The following is a 20,185-nucleotide window of genomic DNA, read 5'->3' on the forward strand; positions in this document are numbered from 1 at the left end:
CACCACTTTAGCCATTTCTCTTAGTAGAAATAAAAACCCTTTTAAGCATATCATAATTTTCTAAAGCCTTTCCCGTTCCAATCGCTACACAATCGAGAGGTTCTTCTGCTATTCTAACAGGCATACCAGTTTCTTTTCTAATAAGCACATCAAGTCCATCTAGTAAAGCTCCTCCACCAGTAAGCATAATACCAAATTCCATAATATCAGAAGCAAGTTCAGGAGGCGTTTTTTCAAGAGTTACTTTTATACCTTCTAATATAGCATTAACTGGTTCTTTTAATGCACTCATGATTTCTGTTGATGTTACAGTAAGAGTCTTAGGAAGTCCAGTTACTAAATCACGACCTCTTATTTCCTTTTTTTCTTCTTTTGGTTTTAAAAAAGCTGAACCAATTGTAATTTTAGTTTCCTCTGCCGTTCTTTCTCCAATCATTAAATTATATTCTTTTTTTATATAATAAGCAATTGCTTCATCCATTTCATCTCCACCAATTCTTATGGACTTACTAGTAACTATCCCTCCTAATGAAATAACTGCTATCTCTGTTGTCCCTCCACCTATATCTACTACCATACTGCCAGTAGGTTCTGCAACAGGCAGTCCAGCCCCAATTGCAGCTGCCATAGGTTCTTCTATTAATAAAGCATCTTTTGCACCAGCTGACAAAGCTGCATCAATAACAGCTCTTTTTTCAACTTCTGTAACTCCAGATGGCACACCTACAACTACTCTCGGTGCAAAAAACAACGAACGCTTAGGATATGCTCTCTTAATAAAATATTTTAACATACTTTGAGTAATATCAAAATCTGCTATAACACCATCTTTTAATGGCCTAATAGCAATTATATTTCCGGGAGTTCTTCCTATCATCTTCTTTGCTTCTAATCCAACAGCTAATACCTCTTTTGTATCTTCTTGTATAGCTACTACAGATGGTTCACGTACTACTATACCTTCTCCTTTAACATTTACTAATGTATTTGCTGTTCCTAAATCGATTCCCATATCTTTTGTAAACATATCTAAAATTCCCATTTTCTTACTCCTTCCTAAGTTGCCATTAAATCATCATATTTTCCTTCATACTATAGTAATTTCCATCTCCTATAATAATGTGATCTAATACTTCAATACCTATTATTTTTCCAGCATTTACAAGACGCTTAGTAATATTTATATCTTCTCTGCTCGGATTTGGATTTCCACTCGGATGATTATGCAAAAGAATAACCGAAGCAGCATTTTTCTTAATAGCTCTATTAAAAACTTCTCTTGGATGAACTATTGATGCATTCAAACTTCCAATGGAAATTGTTTCATAAGTAATTATTTCATTTTTAGTATTTAAAAGCACAATTTTAAAATGCTCTTTATTTAAAAACTTCATATCTTCAATAAAAAAATCAACAACATCTTTTGGTGATTTAATAGAAACCCTAAAATCTATAAGACTTTTTGAAATTCTGCTTCCAAGCTCAACAGCAGCTAATATTTGACAAGCTTTGCTACATCCTATGCCTTTTATTTGACTTAATTCCTCTATCGTACAATCAGCTAAAAACCTTATTCCTTTCTCATCTTGGCTTAATATTATATTAGCAAGTTCTAGCGCTGAATGTTCTCTACTACCCGTCCTAATCAAAATTGCTAATAGTTCACTATTAGACAGTGAACTCGGTCCGTATAAAATCATTTTTTCTCTGGGTCTTTCACTTTCAGGCATTTCTTTAATCGTCAATTTATAATCGAACATTCAACACACTCCACATCTAAAAATTTAATATTTATAATATTGAAATATTAAAATGCTCATGTAGAATTTTATCAAGTTTTGAAATAGGTAAACCCACAACATTAAAATAATCTCCTTCAATCCATTCAACAATTAAAGAACCAAATCCCTGTATTGCATAAGCTCCTGCTTTATCCCAAACTTCCCCAGTTTCTATATATCTTTTTATCTTTTCATCAGTCAACTTTTTTATTTTTACTTTTGTCTTTTCAAAATCTACAACTTTTTTATGAGAACCAGCTTTAATAACAGCTATTCCAGTATACACATAATGTATATCATCTTCAAGTAACTTTAACATTTCATATGCTTCCTCGAAATTTTTAGGTTTACCTAATACTCTATCCTTATATACAATCGTGTCAGCAGCAATAATGATAAAATCTTTCTCTATCTTATTTGCAATATTTATCGCCTTTTCAAAAGCTAAAGCCATAACAATCTGTTCTGGCTTCTCATCAGTTCTGACTTTTTCTTCTATATCAGCTTTAACTATGTCAAATTTTAATCCAATATTTTTTAATATTTCTCTTCTTCGTGGAGAAGATGAAGCCAAAATAATCTTATTCAATATAACCACCTACAATCTAGTAAAAATAAATATAGCAATTATGATACCAATTATACTTGCAATATTTATATTCATAATGAATCCTAATGTTATTTTAATAATATTCAAATCTAATGTAAAGGTATTTACTCCTATTGTCTTACCATACGCAAGCCAATTAAATGTATCTTTAAAGGCATCTCCTATAAAGCCTCCTACTATCGAACCCGATAATAAAAGCAAAAGCAATATAAGTACATTTTTATCTCTTGTTCTCACTCCCGATTTTCCTCCCTAATTATATCAAATAAACTCAATAAAATATAATCTAAAATACTCTAAAATACAAAATTATTATATCCACTTCTTGATTAAATATCTATATTTTGGTTGTAACTTTTTTATCATTTAATCCACAATATCTAAAATCATTGAAAAATTAAGCTTTTTATTTTACATTTTAAGTTTAGCATTTTAAAAAAATTATTACAAGTAGTATTTTATAATGAACTTTTTTCATTTTTTTACATATTCAAACTAAAAAAATAGACAGTTCAAAGAAACTTTTGAACTGTCTATTTAAAATTATTTCATTTTTATGGCATTTCTAGGACATTTTTGTTCACAAGCTCCACAGCCAATACAAACATCTTCCTTAACTTTATGTTTTTGTTTTAATTCTCCTTCAATTGCATCTACCGGACAAACTTTCTTACAAAGGGTACATCCTACACAATCTTCTTCTATTATTTCTGCTTTTTTTCTATTTTCAAAGTTTGCATATATGGCTTTAGTAGGACATTTCTCAGCACAAAGCATACAATTAGTACATTTATCATAATTTATTTTTGCTAAGTTGTTTGAAAATTCTATGGCATCAAAAGGACAAGTCTTAACACATATTTGGCAGCCTATACAACCTACATTACATTTTTCTTTAACAGTTTTTCCAAACTCCTTATTATTACAATCAACTATTACTTCTTGGTCATAAGGTACAAATTGTATAACTTGCTTTGGACAAACCTCTATACATTTTCCACAAGCAGTACACTTGTCTGGGTCTATTTTAGCTATTTTACCATCAGTAATTCTAATAGCATCAAATTGACAAGCCTCTACACATGTACCCAATCCCAAACAACCATAACTACAGCTTTTACTTCCTCCACCAAGCATTGCAGCAGCTCTACAGTCCTGAATACCGAAGTATTCATATTTTTCCATACACTTTGTATTATCTCCAGCACATATTACTCTTGCAACTTTTCTTACGCCTTCTTCAACCTCAATGCCCATAATTTTACCAATTTTTTGTGCAGTCTCTGCTCCACCAACCGGACATCCGTTTACAGGAGCTCTTCCTTCAACAACTGCATTGGCAAAACCATCACATCCCGGAAATCCACAGCCTCCGCAGTTAGCTCCCGGTAATATTTCCCTTATTTCAAGCGCTCTGGGATCTATTTCAACAGCAAACTTTTTAGAAGCATAAGCCAGTCCTGCTCCAAATACTAAACCCATACTGCCTAAACTTACACTAGCTAAAAGAATATTATTAATATCCATTTATATCACCCCTTCTATTAAACAAGTCCTGTAAAACCTAAAAATGCTATTGACATTAGACTTGCTGTAATAAGTGCTATAGGAAAACCTTTAAAAGGAGTTGGAACATCTGCAATTTCAAGTTTTTCTCTTATACCTGCAAATAACACTATAGCAAGAGAAAATCCTATTGCCGCTCCTATAGAATGAGTTATTGTTTGTATTAAATTAAATTTATACTGTATATTTAACAGCGCTAAACCTAATACCGCACAGTTTGTTGTAATAAGTGGTAAATAAACACCTAATGCCTGATATAAAGTAGGACTTATTTTTTGAAGGACTATTTCAACAAACTGTACAAGTGAAGCAATTACTAAAATAAAAGCTACTATTTGCAAATATTCTATATGAGCAGGAATTAATATCAATTTTTGAACAAAATAAGTCATAATCCCCGCAAGTGTCATAACAAATGTAACCGCCATACCCATTCCTAAAGCAGTTTCAACTTGTTTAGAAACTCCCAAAAACGGACATATACCCAAGAATCTAGATAAAACAAAGTTATTAACTAATATAGAACTGACTAACAGTACAAAAATACCTGCATTTTCCATATCCGTCCCTCCTATTTATTTTTAGACTTGATAACATTATTAATAGCTAATAATATACCTAGAGCCAAAAATGCTCCTGGAGGTAATATCATTATTAAAGCAGGTTTAAAAGAGGCTCCAAATACATTAAAACCAAAAATACTTCCTGCACCTAACAATTCTCTAATACTACCTAACAACGTTAGAGCCCATGTAAAACCTAATCCCATACCTATACCATCAAAAGCAGAACCTAAAACTCCATTTTTAGAAGCATATGCTTCTGCTCTTGCTAATATCAAACAGTTAACAACTATAAGAGGAATAAATAATCCAAGGGTATTAAATAATGCAGGAACATATCCTTCCATCAACATTCCAACTATAGTAACGAAACTTGCTATGACAACAATAAAAACCGGTATTCTAATTTTACTAGGTATAAATTTTCTTAGCAAAGATATAACAGTATTTGAACATACTAAAACAGCAGTAGTTGCTAAACCCATACCCATACCATTACTTGCCGAAGTTGTTACAGCTAATGTAGGACACATACCTAACAATTGAAAAAATATCGGATTTTCTTTAACAAGTCCATTTTTTAAATTCTTTATAGGATTCAAAATTTTCACCTCCACTATTATTTGCCTGCTACTAATTTGAAGGCTTCTACAGCATAATTAACACCACTTGTTACAGCTCTAGAAGTAATAGTTGCTCCAGAAATAGCCTGAATTTCATTATCCTTTGGTTGACCTGACTTTGTTACTTTCAATTCTTTTTCTATACTTTTGCCTTCGTATTGTGTATAAAATGAAGGAAGTGTAGCATTTGCTCCAAGTCCCGGAGTTTCTTGATGATTTCCTATTCTAACTCCTTTTATTTTTCCATCCATACCAATTCCAGTCATCACTTCAACTGCTCCACCATATCCAGATGGAAGAGTTTTTATTGCATAGCCAATAATCTCTTCACCTTTATATCCTGCATAAATTTCCACTACTTTATCATTTTGACTTACAACCTCTTTAAACTTTTCTTCACTTACAGGCTTAAAATTTTCTGCATCTGGCAGAACATTTTTACGTGCTTTATTATTAGCTGCTTCTCTTTGAGCTAAAATCTGGTCTTTACTAAGGTCATATGTAAATGAAAGTGCAAGAGCTGAAACTGCACAAATCAATAATAAAATCAATCCTAGTTTAACTATTTCTTTCATTTTTCTTCACCTCCCCAAATACTCTTGGGCTAGTATACTTATCTATAAGTGGACTTGCAACATTCATTAATATTATCGAATATGAAACACCTTCAGGGTATCCTCCATACAATCTTATAATAGTAGTTAGTATACCACAGCCTAAAGCAAATATTACTTGTCCCTTAGGAGTAACAGGTGATGATGCATAATCTGTTGCCATAAATATAGCACCTATCATTAATCCACCTGCTAAAATTTGATACATCATAAAGTGAAAATCAAATCCACCTAAAATAAACATTAAAATTGCAACTGTAGATATGTATATAACTGGTATCCTCGGTGTAATAACCCTTCTATAAAGAAGATAAATACCACCTATTATCAATGCTAAAGCTGACGTTTCTCCTATACATCCTCCATGATTACCTAAAAACAAATCCATCAATGTAGGTAATTTTTGAGTTATACCTTCTGCTCCACTTATTATAGGCAGTGGAGTAGCAGTACTAACTGCATCAAATGGTCTAACCCAATTTGTCATTTCTGTTGGCCAAGATGCCAAAAGCATTGCTCTTGCAGCTAGTGCTGGATTCATAAAATTGTGCCCTAATCCACCAAATAATTGCTTTACAACTGCAATAGCAAAAACTGAACCTATTACAGCTAACCACCATGGAGAAGTAGATGGCATATTGAATGCCAACAATAAACCAGTTACTACAGCACTCCAATCATTTATTGTTACTTCCTGTTTTCTTATTTTCTGAATGACAGCTTCAGTAACAACTGCTGTTACTACTGTAAAAAAGATTACTTTTAAAGCAGCTAATCCAAAATAATATATACCTGCAAAAGTTGCGGGTAATAATGCTATAACAACATCTCGCATTATTCTACTTATAGTTTCATCAGACCTTATATGAGGCGATGAAGACACAATCAATCTTGTTTCCATCTGATTACCTCCTTATTTATTTCGCCTTTCTCTTTTTAGCTAAAATTTCCCTTTTAGCAACACGTATTGATTGAAGTAGTGGTCTCTTTGAAGGACATATAAAAGAACAAGAACCACATTCTATACAATCTAAAGCATTATACTTTTCCGCAGTTTCAAACATATTTTTAAGAGAATAAGCACTTATATATAGTGGTTGTAAAAACGCCGGACATATTTCTACACACTTACCACATTTAATACATGGTCCCGGTTTTGGAAGTTTAGCTTCTTCAGGTGTAAACACCAAAATTCCAGAAGTTGTTTTTACAGCTGGAATCTCATCTGTATGCTGAGCAAGTCCCATCATAGGTCCACCCATAATAATTTTTCCGGGTGTACCATTATAACCACCACACTGCTCAATAATTTCTTTAAAACTTGTACCAACCTTAATTAATAAATTCTTAGGTTCTTTTATCCCTTTTCCTGTTACTGTACATATTCTTTCAATAAGAGGCATTCCAGTTTTTATAGCTTTTGCAATAGCTGCAGCAGTACCTACATTATTAACTACAACACCTGCATCCATTGGCAGTCCACCAGATGGAACCTCTCTCTTTGTACATGCATAAATAAGCTGTTTCTCTGCCCCTTGAGGATATTTCGTATGAAGTCCAACAACTTCTATTCCATCTTCACCTTTTACAGCTTCTTTCATACTTTCAATGGCATCTGGTTTATTGTCTTCGATTCCTATGTAAGCCTTATTAACATTTAAAACTTTCATCATTGCTTTTAATCCATATACTATATCTTCTGGATTTTCAAGCATAAGCCTATGATCAGCAGTTAAATAAGGTTCACATTCTGCTCCATTTAAAATAATTACATCAATTTTCTTTTCTGGAGGAGGAGAAAGTTTTACATGAGTTGGAAAGCCTGCTCCACCCATTCCAACTATACCGGCTTCTTTAATAATATTTTTTATTTCTTCTCCTGTTAAACTCTCAATATCACCTTTTGGGATAACGCTTTCATGCAAAGTGTTTAACCCATCTGATTCAATAACAACACAAAGTGTTTCGCCGCTTGGAGTAAGCATCTCTTTAACTTGTTTTACAGTACCTGAAACACTGCTGTGTACGGGAACAGATACAAACGCAGACGCTTCTCCAATTTTTTGACCAACTTTTACTTTATCCCCTGGCTTCACAAGTGGCTCACATGGTGCACCTATATGTTGTCTAAGGGGTATGGTAACTATTTTTGGTTCAATTGCTTTTTCAACTTTTTTTCTTGCAGTTGGTTCTTTAAAATGAGGAGGATGTACACCGCCCCTAAAAGATAAAAAACCCATAATTTTTCACCCCTTCAAAAAAAATTTGTTTATTTTTTAGATTATTTTTATATTATCCCTTCTTTTATCAAATATAATACTGTATACAAGGTTTAACAAAAATTTTATTGTTTAAAAAAAACATAGAAGGGCTCCTTATATATGTTACATTTATTCATTAACATTGTCAATCATTGTGAATAAAGTAACATGTTACATAAATTGCAAGTTTTATGTCATATACTTTTTATGTTAATATGCTATAAATTTTCATTTAAATCTTTCAAACCTTCTTTTAAATTATTTTTTATCCACTTTAAAACATCTATATTGTTAATAGGTACTTCACCCAAAATTTCCTTTATTTCCTTAGTATTTAAAATATATGACTTATTATTCTTTTTATGGACATATATAAAATCTATATTGGGATTTGAAAGAATGAGTGTTAATAACGTATCTACCATATTTCCTAGTGGTGCTCTGTCAATATGACTATATTTGAAAACAGCTTTTACTACCGTACCTTTACCCATTTTTGAATTAATTTCAAAAAAACCGTCACAAGCTTCAGCTGCTGCCTTAAACATAGGTATCCCAAGTCCTACCTTTCTAGTAGTTCGACTAGTATAAAAAGGATTAGTTACTCTTTTAAGAATTTCTTCATTCATTCCTTTTCCATTATCTTTTATGATTATTGTCAAAATATCTTTTTCTATATCTTCGTCTATTATAATTTCTATTAAAGAAGCATTAGCCGATATGGAATTTTGAGCTATATCTAATATATGCATTGACAACTCTTTCATTCTACTACCTCTTTCATAATTTTTAAATACATTAAAAAATATCTCTATTTAAAAATTTAAAAACTTCATCTATTGTCTTGTTTTCTATTTGCATGTAATTTATTCTCTCTGAAATATCTCCCAAATAATGAGCATCGGAATTAGTTATGAAACTATATCTTTTAAGATATTTATATTCTTTTATCAAATCATTTTTATTACAGTGTACTGAAATTTCAAGTGTTTTTATATCTAAATCAAATGGAATAAAACCCAAATTGGAAATTATACTGAAATTTTTTTTATCTATATGTGCCGGTATGACTAAACCATCTAATTCTTTAACCTTTTTAAAAGTCTGCTGTATAGTTATATCTACTGACGAAATGAGTAATCTTTCTTCTCTTCCTATGATATTATCATGTATATCAAATATAAGCTGCTCTCCAAAAAATTCCGGTTTATTTTTTATATCTGGAATTAAAGTATTAATGCTTTTTTCAAACTCTACTGCTTTATAAACATCTTTAAATAGACATAATAAATGAACTTCCTCTTTTGTTTGAATTTCCATTCCCGGAATAACTAATAGACCTTTACTCTCTGCTATCTCAATACAAGGCATACAATTTTTGACTGAATTATGGTCAGTTATAGCTATTATATCTAAACCTTTTAATAATGCCATATTAACAATATTATTCGGCGTCATATCTCTATCACCACATGGCGATAAAGAAGTATGTATATGCAAATCATAGTAAAATTTCATTTACCTCATCCCTGCTTCATAAAACTTTGAAAAAATATTAAAACTATCCAATTCAGTAGAAAGTATAGGAATTCCAACTTCATCAGCTTTTTTTAATGTTTCTTCATCAACTTCTATTGCTTCTGGAATAATGATACAAGCTAAATCAATTAAAGATGCAACTGCTACTATATTTAAATGAGTCTGAACTGTTATCCAAGCATTTCCTTCTTTAGCATGTGACATAACCCAACTTAAAAGATCACAATAGTATAGTCCGCTAATTTCCTTATTCAATGATTTGTTACCTGCTAAAAGTTTAAATCCAAACTTTTCCACAGCATCTTTTACAAGCATTTATATCCCCCCGTCAATTATTTTTTCATTTTATTTTTTAGATTTATTACACAATCTTCTTTTCTAGCCTTTCCTCTAACTATATCTTCTGCTAGCGCATGACACGATGGAGCTCCACATGAGCCACAGTCAATTCCCGGCAACTCTTTGTAAATTTTTTCTAAAAGTTCCATTTTTTCTATAGCTTTTTGTATATCCGAATCTAATTTTAATACAGGACTTGGTTTAATTTCTTCAGTCCAACCTATTTTCCCTTCTTCTAAAAGCCTTTTTGCATAATCTTTATCTATTTTTATATCTCCATATAAATTCGTAATTTTTCTTATCCTAGTTTTTGCAATAAACGGATTTTCTACATTAAGAGGACCTCCTACACATCCAGTAGTACATGCATATCCTTCAAAAAAATCTATATTGTTAAGTTTCCCTAGTTCAATTTCTTCAAGGACTTTTATTACATTTTCTATTCCATCTACAGCTAAATAATTATCAATTCCTATTGAAAAACTCTGCCCACCTACTCTAGCCCAACCTATACCTTTTCCGGAAGCTCTTTGAATTTTGTCATTTGTGTCAACTTCTTTATAAGCCTTTAAAAGTTTAGAATATATAGTTTCAATAGCTATGGCCCCATCGACAAACGATTTCTTTAATCCTAAAGGCTTTTTTACACTTGTTATTTTAGCTGGACATTGAGCAATATAAAATACCCCAATATCTTCCTGCTTTAGCCCGTACTTCTCCATAACTTCTTGTTTAGCAAGCCTTGCCGCAATTTCCATGGGAGATTCAAAAGGAATTATATTATCTATTAAAGATGGAAATCTTATTTGAATAAGTCTTAATATAGCTGGACAAAGAGTAGCTATTAAAGGTTTTGGCATTTTATTTTCTTTTACCAAATCTTCTAATAGTAAAGATAGAATATCTGCTGCATAAGCTTCATCATAAACGTAGTCAAATCCTATATTATAAAAACAATTAAATATGCGATTTATATCTTTATCAACTGAAAATTGACCATATAACGGTAAAGAAACTAATGCTATTTTAAATTTATAATTTTTAAGCATACTAAGGTCATTAGATAAAGCTTTTTTTGCATGGTATGGACAAACTTTTATACATTCACCACAATCTATGCACCTTTCTTTAATAATTCTTGCCTTGTTGTTTTTTATTCTAATAGCTTCAGTTGGACATCTTCTTAAACAATTTGTACATCCATTACACAACTCACTTTCTAAAGTAACTGAATGCCAGTACTCTTTCATTTTATTTCCCCCAATTATAAAAATATTATAAATACATTGTCATTTTTACTGTTGTGCCATGTCCTAATTTTGACTCTATTACAAATTCATCACTTGACTTTTTCATATTTGGTAGCCCCATTCCAGCCCCAAATCCAAGTTCTCTAACTCTATTAGATGCTGTTGAAAAACCCTCTTGCATTGCTAACTCTATATTTTCAATGCCCGGTCCATTATCCTTTGCTATTATTTCAATTCTATCAGGCATGATATAAACAATTATATTCCCGCCTTCAGAATGTATCACTATATTTATTTCAGCTTCATATGTAGCAATTGCCACTCTTCTAATAATATTAGAATCTATACCCAACTGTCTTAAAACTTTTTTTATACTGCTTGAAGCTTCTCCTGCTCTAGAAAAATCGTCTTTTAAAATATTATATTCAAGTTTTATACCACTTGCTTTTTTCTCTGACTCCATTAATCTTCAGCTCCTTTAATGGATATACCTCTAAGTCCATTGCTATATAATATGCCACATGAAGTATATAGAGTATGCTTTGTTGACAGTAAAACAAGCTCCATATCTTTTGCCATTTCAATTACTTCTTTTGAAGGTATTTTCCCCCTTACAAAAACTATAGCATTTAAATCCAGCATTTCTGCAGTTCTTATTACTTGAAGATTTGTAAGTCCCGTCAGCAACAATACTTTATCATCTACAAAAGCTAAAACATCACTCATCAAATCACATCCAAAAGCCGCATTTACTTTACAATTGGCATAATTCTCTCCTGTTAAAAATTTAGCATCTAATAGTTTTTTTATATCACTAATTAACAATGCATAAACCCCCTTAGATTATTGTAGAATACCTATTCAAACTGTTCATAAAAACCTTATATAAAGCTTTTCTATTCCCTACACTTGTTTTTTTAATATCTTCAAGCATCAACTTCGTATCTTTTACTATACTAATAAAATTATTGTTAAAATCAGAAAATTCACTTGTAGGTTTTAAATCTTTCATAGAATTATAAATTTTGTTTAATCTATTTATTTCTCTATCAATAAACTGAATTATAGTATTATTATCAACATTTTCTATATTATTAGAAACGATAAATTTCGAAAAACTCTGATAAAAATTAATCAATTCATTTAATTCATTTGACGCAACAGTACTGTATTCTTTTCCACTTTCTCCATATTTAATGCTTCTAACGGGTAAATTTATTGAAAATATAAATGCATCATTATAAACATTTTTTATTCTTTCCTTAAACTTTTCTGCATCATCTCTTTTTAAAAATGACATAGCAATAACTTTATATCTATTTGACTTAATTATATGCCCTTCAAATCCTTTTTTTCTTAATTCCTCAATTTGATTTTGTGCGTATTTTATATCACTAAAACTTCCAACTTGTACATTGAATATACTCATAGCTGGCAGCTCAAATGTATATTTCTTTTCTTCTTTTACATTTTCTACAGCATTTTCTCTTTTTTCTTCTGCTGTTTTATTTTTTTCAACCTTATCATTCATTTCACTATTTTCTTTTTTATTATTATTTTTCTGAACTAATTTATCTACTAACTCTTTTCCTTTATTTTCAGGTCTTTTTTCAACATAAGTGCTTTTTATTAATTTAGGTGCAATAAAATATTTTGTCCCAAAATATCCTATAGATATAGATATAACAGGTAATAAAAAAACAAAAAATAACACAGTCAATAATTTATTTTTATTTTTTCTCCTCGTCTTTATCCTGTTTCGTCTCATAGCATCCTCCTTAAACTATGTAAATTTTCTATTTTTTATTATTATATCATATTTGAAAACATAATTCCTTATCACATAATCCTAAAAAATAAATCTTAAATAAGAATAAGTCTTAAAGTGAAAAATCAAATATTTATATTGACAAACATAAAATAAAATTTTATAATAAAGATTGTCGGCAACAATATAATACATGCGAGAGTGGCGGAATCGGCAGACGCACCATCTTGAGGGGGTGGCGGTCAACGACCGTGCGGGTTCAAGTCCCGCCTCTCGCACCAGTAAAAAACTACTGCAAATGCAGTAGTTTTCTTGTTTTTGCAATACTATAAACCTATTTTGAAAGTGAACCTTTTTCTCAAAAATCTAAATATTTCTATTATAAAAATTCTAAAATTTAAGAAAATATTAATAATTGCATAAAATCTATTGAATATATATTAAATTAGATATATAATTATAATAAACTCTAATATATTAAACACAGAATTTTCAGAAATATGGGAGGAAATAATATGGCTACCAACAATTTTATTCAAGACCTTGAAGAATTAAAAAAACTATATGAAAAACTCAATAATGAAAATAAATTAAAATTGGAAGAAGCAATTTTGATGATTATAACTAAATTTAAAAATAGGTTATAGAAAAAAAACTCATGTTTAAATACATGGGTTTATTTTCTATCTAATTTATTTTTATACTCAATTACTTTTCTAACATAATTTTGAGTTTCTTTAAATGGAGGTATACCATTAAATTTATCGACATTTCCTGGCCCTGCATTATAAGCAGCTAATGCCAATTTTATATTTCCATCATATCTGTTTAACATATCTTTTAGAAACTTTATTCCACCTTCTATATTTTCATGCAAATCCCAAGGATTGTCTATACCAAGCTTTTTTGCAGTTTGAGGCATTAATTGCATAAATCCTTGTGCTCCTTTATTCGATATAGCCATTGGATTATAATTAGATTCAAATTTTATTATCGACTTTATAAGATTAGGATTAATGTTATATTTTCTTGCTTTTTCATTTACTATCTCATCAATAACATTTTTTAAATTGCCAAGATTTTCAGAACTATACATCATTTTTTCTTTATTGATTTCTGTTTGTAACAAAGTTTTAAAATCTCTTTCTGAATTCATAATTTTAACAGGAACTCTGCTTTGAATTTCATTAATTTTTTGTCTTAAAATATAATCTACAGAAAGACGGTTCATACTTAAAACATCCTTTCAATTTCAAAAATATTTCAAATTTAACTATAAACCTTTTAGATTATATTAGTAATTTTCAGAACAGTTTGAATTTTAAAATAATAGAAAAATAGAGAATATAATTCTCTACCTTTCATTTTACAATTTAACGAGTTTTAGTTTTGGATTTTCAATTATCCCCGGTATTCTACCTCTTTTAGCAACTGGCACTCCTTCAACTTCTTTTATATCCATAGTCATATCAATAGGTGATGCTGCAGAAATATAACTTCCTACACCAAATGCATCTGCACCAGCCTCTGAAAGAATTTTAATCTTTTCAGGAGTTAATCCACCTGAAACTATAATTTTAACATGATTATATCCTTCCATATCAAGTCTATATCTAAGTTCTCTTATCAAACCAGGAGTTACTCCACCTCTTTCACTTGGAGTATCAACTCTTATTCCATATAATCTATCTCCTAAAAGCTTTGCAATTCTAAGGCTTTCTTCTACTTCATCTTTAAATGTATCTACTAATACTATTCTCTTATGCGACTCAGGCATTACTTCATCATAAGTTTTAGCAATCTCTGCTGTATCTCCTGCAATAAGCATAGCAGCATGTGGGAGTGTCCCAGATGGCTCAATATCTAAAAGTTTTGCAGCCAAAATACAACTAGCTCCATTAGCTCCGCCTATAACTGCAGCTCTTTCCATAACAGGAGCTACCGCTGGATGAACATGTCTTGCTCCAAAACAGAGAAAAGTTTTTTCTCCACAAGCTTCTCTTATTTCTCTAGCTGCAGTTGCCCAACCACATGCACTTGCTAGTGCTCCCAAAATAGGTGTCTCATAAATTCCAAATTCTTTGTAAGGTCCTCTTATCCTTATAACAGTTTCCTTTGCTTCAAACTGCTGACCTTCATCAATAGCCCACATTTCAACATTTTTTCCCTTTAAAATATTTTTGACTTCTTCAATACCTACAAATATACCTGATTTCCTAGGAAATATTTCTGCAGTTACTATCTTATCATCTAAACCCATTTTTTTAAGAATATCAATTGTTCTTAAAAAATAAATATCTGTAGTAGCTCCATTAAGAATTTCATCATGATTTGCACAGTGCAATTTTCTATCTTTTTCAATTTCAAATTTTTTCACATCTTCAAGATTCCTCATTTGTTTCATTGGACCAATCCTTTCTCGGAATTAAAGTATATATAATTTATAATTGCAAATTCACACTAATTATATCGAAATATACTAAATTATTCAATGTAGTATAATAAAAATAATTACACTTTAAATATCCTTATATAAATATCTGTATATTTTAAAACTTTTATGAACTTTTTTTACATACCCTTTTGTTTCTACAAAAGGAATATTTTTTAAATTTATTCCATCTTCACTATATCTAATATCTTTCAGCCATTTACTTACATTTCCACTTCCACCGTTATACGCAGCTAAAACTAAAGATAAATTATTATTAAATTGTTTATTTAATAAATTTAAATACCAACAGCCAATCTTTATATTTATATCTGGGTTGAATAACATCTCTTCAGTATAATTTTCTATTTTCAATTCTTCTGAAGCCCATTTCCCAGTTATACTTGAAATCTGCATTAGCCCTTTTGCACCTTTAATCGATACTGCCTTTTCATTAAATTTACTTTCAACTTTTATTATAGCTGCAACAAGCAAAGGGTCAAGATTGTATTCTCTTGAATATTTTTCTATTAAATGCCTATAATGAAATGGATAAACCATTTTTAGAGTAAACTTTACACTAACTAATAAAATTTGCAAAGATAAAACGATAATAAATAGTATAAAAATCAACCTATATCTCCTCAAATCAATTACTTTCAATTAAGCACCTCCAAAAATTTTATTCCATAATATGTCTATTTGTATTTTTAAATCTTTAAGACTCTTTGAATTATCAATTATCACATCTGCATATTTCTTTTTCTCCTCTAATGACATTTGAGAATTTATTCTCTTTAATGCCTCATCATAAGTTAATTTATCTCTTATCATTAGCCTTTCTATTTGCTTTTCCCTATCAATTGCTACAAGCCATACTTCATCAACCATATCTGTCATATTCATTTCTATAAGTAAAGCTGCATCAATAAATATTACTTTATACTTTCCGAGGTGCTCATAAAATTTAATTTTCTCTTTAATGTTTTTTATAATCCTCTCATGAGTTATCTTATTTAAAATCTTTAATTTTTCTGGATTATTAAAAACTATTTTTCCTAAGTACTTTCTATTTAATGTTCCATCTTCATTTAATACTTCTTTACCAAAATACTTCACTATTTCCTTTAATGCCGGTTTTCCCTTTTCTACTATTTCTCTAGCAACTATATCTGCATCAATAACTACAGCTCCTAATTCTTTTAAATATGATGATACTGTACTCTTACCAGAAGCTATACCTCCTGTAAGTCCTATTACTTTCATTTCTAATCTCCCTTTACTTAGTATCATACCAACTATAACCTATATTCATATCTACCTTTAAAGGTACATCTAATTTTACTGCATTTTCCATATTCTCTCTTAAAATTTTCCTCACTTCATCTATTTCATCTTTATGTACATCTATAATTAATTCATCATGAACCTGTAATATAAGTTTTGACTTTAAATTTCTATCTCTCAACTCTTTAAAAACTTTTACCATAGCAATTTTAATTATATCAGCAGCACTTCCCTGTATAGGTGTATTCATAGCAGTTCTTTCTCCAAATGACCTTATTTTAAAATTCTTAGACTTTAATTCTGGAATATATCTGCGTCTATTAAAAATAGTCGTTACAAAACCTTGTTCCTTTGCTTTTTTTATATTATACTCCATATACTTTTTTACACCTTGATATTTTTTTAAATATTCATCTATATATTTTTTTGCTTCTTTTATAGATATTCCTAAATTTTCAGAAAGACCGTAATCACTTATACCATATACTATACCAAAATTTACAGCTTTAGCTCTACTCCTTTCAAGTGAAGTAACCTCATCAATTGGTATATTAAAAACTTGAGAAGCTGTCAAAGTATGTATATCTTCATCTTCCTTAAATGCCTTTATAAGATTTTCATCTTTTGACATATGAGCTAACACACGCAATTCTATTTGAGAATAATCGGCATCTAATAAGGAATGTTCACTATCAGAAGCAACAAAAATCTTTCTTATTCTTCTGCCCATTTCAAGTTTAATTGGTATATTTTGCATATTAGGTTCTGTACTGCTTATGCGACCTGTAACTGTTACAGTTTGATTAAAACTAGAATGTATTTTACCCGTAATTGGATTTATAAGATTAAACAATCCATCTACATAAGTAGATTTCAATTTGACTAATTGCCTATATTCTATAATTAAAGAAATTATAGGATGTTTATCTTTTAATTTTTCTAGTACATCATGACTTGTAGAATAACCTGTTTTTGTCTTTTTTATTACAGGGAGACACAGTTTATTAAATAATATTTCTCCAAGTTGTTTTGTAGAATTTATATTAAACTCTTCATCGGCTAATTCATATATTTTTTGCGTTATACCTTCAATTTGCATTGTAAATTCTTCATCCAATTTTGAAAGAGTTTCTCTATCTACTTTAAAACCTTCATATTCCATATTTGCAAGAACCTCTATAAGAGGCATTTCGATTTCTCTATACAAATTTATAAGTTCTAACTTTTCAAGTTCTTTTAAAAGTTTATCTTCAACTTCCATAACAGTCATGCAGTAATTTTTACCGTACTCAGCCAATTCATCTATATTCAAATCAACAAATTTTTTAGCTTTTTTTCCTTTTCCTAATAATTCTTCCTGACTTTTCATATTTATCCCAAGATATTCAGATGCTAAATTTGCAATATCATATTCAGTTTTAGAAGGAGCTAAAAGATAAGCTGCTATAAAACTATCAAATTCTATTCCTTTTAAAGTAATACCATATCTAAGCAAAGCCAATATTTCATTTTTCAATCCGTGACCTATTTTTTTAATGTTTTCATCTTCAAATATTTTAAATAATTCATCTAACAATTTAGCATTTTTGCGCAAATCTATATAGTATATATCCTTTTTACCAACTGCAAGAGAAATTCCTATAATATTATCAGTTCTAATATTTTCTTCTTCTTTGTAAATTTTTAAAGCAATCTTTTTATTTTCTACTATTCCACTGATTAAATTATCAAGACTATCTAGTGTATCAATAATTTTAACTTTCACATCTTTAAATTTTTCTAATTCTCTTTCAATTTTACTATTATCCATGCTTTTTTGAGGAATTACTTTTTTTATCAAAGTATTAAAATCGTATTGTTTAAATAGTTTTAATAATTTTTCATAATCAGGCTCTACTACTTTAAATTCATCAACATCTAATTCAATAGGTACATCTGTTTTTATAGTAGCTAATCTTTTACTTAAAAGAGCTTTATCAACATTTTTTCCTATTTTTTCTCTTATACTTTTGCTCTTTATACTTTCAATATTTTCAATGATTTCTTCCACAGTCATAAATTGGTTTAATAACTTTGAAGCCGTTTTTTCTCCTATTCCCGGTACTCCCGGAATATTATCTGATTTATCTCCTACGAGCCCTTTAAAATCTACAATCTGTTTAGGTATTATTCCATATTTCTCTTTTACTTTTTCTATGTCATAAACTTCTAAATTAGTAATACCTTTTTTAGTTATCAACACTTTTATATTTTCAGAAACTAATTGTAATGCATCCCTATCTCCAGTAACAATAATCACTTCAAAATTTTCTATTTCAAAATATTTAGCTATAGTTCCAATTAAATCATCTGCTTCAAAACCTTTTAATTCTGTTCTATGTATTTTATAAGCATCTAATATTTCTTTTAATATAGGTATTTGTTCTGCTAATTCATTTGGCATCTTTTTTCTCTGTGCTTTATAATCGTTAAATTCTATATGTCTAAATGTAGGTGCTTTTAAATCAAAAGCAACACTTAAATAGTCTGGCTTATATTCTTCTAATATTTTATGAAGCATATTTAAAAAACCATAAACACCATTTGTATGTATGCCTTCTCTATTTGTCAATTCAGGTAGAGCATAAAAAGCTCTATTTATTAAACTGTTCCCATCAATAATAACTAACCTTTTACTCAATTTACCATCTCCTTGTACCTTCAATACTAATATTTTATCAATAAAAACTGAAATTATGAAGTGAATTATTTTTTTATTTTATATTAAAAAAAGTCTCCATTTTCAGGAGACTTTTTCACTTAGTATTTATATTTAACCACAACTCTTGCTGTTATTTCAAGCTCATTAGCTTCAATAGGTGTTGCTGCAAAACTCTTTAACATATCATTTGAATAAGTGGTAGTACTCTCTCTATAAATTGCTCCTCCTCCATAACTATCTTCTGTTATGCTATAAGGTTTATCCGCTTTTGCTCCAAATGTATCCAATATCGCACTAGCTTTTCCACTTGCATCTTGCATAGCCAACTTTAATGCTTTTTTATAATAATTTTTTTCATCTGCAACACTAAATCTTATATTGCTTATTCTATTTGCCCCTGCTCTATTTGCAGCATCAATTATCTGCCCAACTTTTTTAACATCTCTTACTGTAACTTTAATTATATTTATTACGTTATATCCTTCTATACGATTTTCTTTACTTTCATATTTTACTGTCTTATAAATATTAAAAGTATTTGTTTTAATATCTTCCTTATTTATACCTGCTTTTTTTAATTCTTCTACTACTTTATTCATAATCTCTGCATTAGAAAGCTGTGCCTTTCTTGCATTTTCATTAAATGTTTCTACTCCAACATCAACATATGCAATATCCGGTTTAACTTTAATAGTTCCAATTCCATAAACAGTTAATAAATCTTTTTCTTCATTTGATATGGACTCTGCATTGACTTCCTTAATTAAAAGGTCATGACTATCCAAAACAAACAATCCTACTACTAACGATAAAATAATAAATCCATAAAATATTCTTTTCATAATTAATCAC

24 protein-coding genes and 1 tRNA gene are annotated in these 20,185 nt (G+C 29.7%); 2 read left to right on the plus strand and 23 right to left on the minus strand.

Features of this window, described 5'->3' with window-relative positions:
* Positions 1-7 precede the first annotated feature (7 nt).
* From BUA90_RS01850 to BUA90_RS01930, 17 genes are all read right to left on the minus strand, one after another.
* Entirely contained in the window at positions 8-1,042 is a 1,035-nt protein-coding gene (locus BUA90_RS01850) for a rod shape-determining protein (RefSeq protein ID WP_072965675.1), read from the minus strand.
* Positions 1,043-1,067: 25 nt separating this feature from the next.
* Positions 1,068-1,760, minus strand: coding sequence for a RadC family protein (gene radC / locus BUA90_RS01855; RefSeq protein WP_072965676.1), 693 nt, complete (start codon positions 1,758-1,760; stop codon positions 1,068-1,070).
* A 31-nt stretch (positions 1,761-1,791) separates the two neighbouring features.
* Complete coding sequence (locus BUA90_RS01860) at positions 1,792-2,370, minus strand: Maf family protein (protein WP_072965677.1); 579 nt, start codon at positions 2,368-2,370, stop codon at positions 1,792-1,794.
* A 9-nt stretch (positions 2,371-2,379) separates the two neighbouring features.
* Positions 2,380-2,628 carry a DUF4321 domain-containing protein gene (locus BUA90_RS01865; protein WP_072965678.1) on the minus strand — a complete coding sequence of 83 codons (249 nt, stop codon included), beginning with the start codon at positions 2,626-2,628 and terminating at the stop codon, positions 2,380-2,382.
* Positions 2,629-2,934: 306 nt separating this feature from the next.
* On the minus strand, positions 2,935-3,918 hold the full coding sequence (locus BUA90_RS01870) for an RnfABCDGE type electron transport complex subunit B (RefSeq protein ID WP_072965679.1): 984 nt from the start codon (positions 3,916-3,918) through the stop codon (positions 2,935-2,937).
* 17 nt (positions 3,919-3,935) lie between these two features.
* Complete coding sequence (gene rsxA, locus BUA90_RS01875) at positions 3,936-4,517, minus strand: electron transport complex subunit RsxA (protein WP_072965680.1); 582 nt, start codon at positions 4,515-4,517, stop codon at positions 3,936-3,938.
* An 11-nt stretch (positions 4,518-4,528) separates the two neighbouring features.
* Entirely contained in the window at positions 4,529-5,122 is a 594-nt protein-coding gene (rsxE, locus tag BUA90_RS01880) for an electron transport complex subunit RsxE (RefSeq protein ID WP_072965681.1), read from the minus strand.
* A gap of 17 nt (positions 5,123-5,139) precedes the next feature.
* Positions 5,140-5,718: an RnfABCDGE type electron transport complex subunit G gene (locus BUA90_RS01885; RefSeq protein WP_072965682.1), complete on the minus strand. Its 579-nt coding sequence runs from the start codon at positions 5,716-5,718 to the stop codon at positions 5,140-5,142.
* The gene (locus BUA90_RS01890; protein WP_072965683.1) at positions 5,702-6,658 is read right to left on the minus strand and encodes an RnfABCDGE type electron transport complex subunit D; all 957 of its coding nucleotides are present in this window, start codon (positions 6,656-6,658) and stop codon (positions 5,702-5,704) included. The genes BUA90_RS01885 and BUA90_RS01890 overlap by 17 nt, the downstream gene beginning before the upstream one ends.
* Before the next feature lie 16 nt (positions 6,659-6,674).
* Positions 6,675-7,997: an electron transport complex subunit RsxC gene (gene rsxC, locus BUA90_RS01895; RefSeq protein ID WP_072965684.1), complete on the minus strand. Its 1,323-nt coding sequence runs from the start codon at positions 7,995-7,997 to the stop codon at positions 6,675-6,677.
* Positions 7,998-8,236: 239 nt separating this feature from the next.
* Positions 8,237-8,785, minus strand: a complete 549-nt coding sequence (locus BUA90_RS01900; RefSeq protein ID WP_072965685.1) for an ATP-binding protein — start codon at positions 8,783-8,785, stop codon at positions 8,237-8,239.
* 31 nt (positions 8,786-8,816) lie between these two features.
* The gene (locus BUA90_RS01905) at positions 8,817-9,536 is read right to left on the minus strand and encodes a PHP domain-containing protein (protein ID WP_072965686.1); all 720 of its coding nucleotides are present in this window, start codon (positions 9,534-9,536) and stop codon (positions 8,817-8,819) included.
* The gene (locus tag BUA90_RS01910) at positions 9,537-9,872 is read right to left on the minus strand and encodes a DRTGG domain-containing protein (protein ID WP_072965687.1); all 336 of its coding nucleotides are present in this window, start codon (positions 9,870-9,872) and stop codon (positions 9,537-9,539) included. It lies immediately after the preceding gene.
* A gap of 17 nt (positions 9,873-9,889) precedes the next feature.
* Entirely contained in the window at positions 9,890-11,146 is a 1,257-nt protein-coding gene (locus BUA90_RS01915; RefSeq protein ID WP_072965688.1) for a [Fe-Fe] hydrogenase large subunit C-terminal domain-containing protein, read from the minus strand.
* A gap of 25 nt (positions 11,147-11,171) precedes the next feature.
* Positions 11,172-11,609 (minus strand): ATP-binding protein, encoded by a 438-nt coding sequence (locus tag BUA90_RS01920; RefSeq protein WP_072965689.1) that lies wholly within the window; start codon positions 11,607-11,609, stop codon positions 11,172-11,174.
* The gene (locus BUA90_RS01925; protein WP_072965690.1) at positions 11,609-11,971 is read right to left on the minus strand and encodes a DRTGG domain-containing protein; all 363 of its coding nucleotides are present in this window, start codon (positions 11,969-11,971) and stop codon (positions 11,609-11,611) included. Before BUA90_RS01925 ends, BUA90_RS01920 begins: the two co-directional genes overlap by 1 nt.
* A 13-nt stretch (positions 11,972-11,984) precedes the next feature.
* Positions 11,985-12,914, minus strand: a complete 930-nt coding sequence (locus BUA90_RS01930) for an SPOR domain-containing protein (RefSeq protein WP_072965691.1) — start codon at positions 12,912-12,914, stop codon at positions 11,985-11,987.
* 195 nt (positions 12,915-13,109) lie between these two features.
* Here BUA90_RS01930 and BUA90_RS01935 point away from each other — a divergent pair.
* A tRNA-Leu gene (locus BUA90_RS01935) sits at positions 13,110-13,195 on the plus strand.
* Positions 13,196-13,429: 234 nt separating this feature from the next.
* Complete coding sequence (locus BUA90_RS12675) at positions 13,430-13,561, plus strand: hypothetical protein (protein ID WP_278301710.1); 132 nt, start codon at positions 13,430-13,432, stop codon at positions 13,559-13,561.
* 29 nt (positions 13,562-13,590) lie between these two features.
* On the opposite strand, the gene BUA90_RS01940 is transcribed toward BUA90_RS12675, so the two are convergent.
* The 6 genes from BUA90_RS01940 to BUA90_RS01965 form a co-directional block, all read right to left on the minus strand.
* The gene (locus BUA90_RS01940) at positions 13,591-14,145 is read right to left on the minus strand and encodes a lytic transglycosylase domain-containing protein (protein ID WP_072965692.1); all 555 of its coding nucleotides are present in this window, start codon (positions 14,143-14,145) and stop codon (positions 13,591-13,593) included.
* Positions 14,146-14,280: 135 nt separating this feature from the next.
* Complete coding sequence (locus BUA90_RS01945; protein ID WP_072965693.1) at positions 14,281-15,318, minus strand: nicotinate phosphoribosyltransferase; 1,038 nt, start codon at positions 15,316-15,318, stop codon at positions 14,281-14,283.
* A 114-nt stretch (positions 15,319-15,432) separates the two neighbouring features.
* A complete protein-coding gene (locus BUA90_RS01950; protein ID WP_242945015.1) occupies positions 15,433-16,008 on the minus strand; it encodes a lytic transglycosylase domain-containing protein in 576 nt (191 codons plus the stop codon).
* Entirely contained in the window at positions 16,009-16,611 is a 603-nt protein-coding gene (gene coaE / locus BUA90_RS01955) for a dephospho-CoA kinase (protein ID WP_072965760.1), read from the minus strand. It abuts the gene before it with no gap.
* 13 nt (positions 16,612-16,624) lie between these two features.
* Positions 16,625-19,312 carry a DNA polymerase I gene (polA, locus tag BUA90_RS01960; protein ID WP_072965694.1) on the minus strand — a complete coding sequence of 896 codons (2,688 nt, stop codon included), beginning with the start codon at positions 19,310-19,312 and terminating at the stop codon, positions 16,625-16,627.
* A gap of 119 nt (positions 19,313-19,431) precedes the next feature.
* A complete protein-coding gene (locus BUA90_RS01965) occupies positions 19,432-20,175 on the minus strand; it encodes an SIMPL domain-containing protein (protein WP_072965695.1) in 744 nt (247 codons plus the stop codon).
* Positions 20,176-20,185: the final 10 nt, after the last annotated feature.

The organism is Caminicella sporogenes DSM 14501, from assembly GCF_900142285.1.
GTDB classification, from domain to species: Bacteria; Bacillota; Clostridia; order Peptostreptococcales; family Caminicellaceae; genus Caminicella; species Caminicella sporogenes.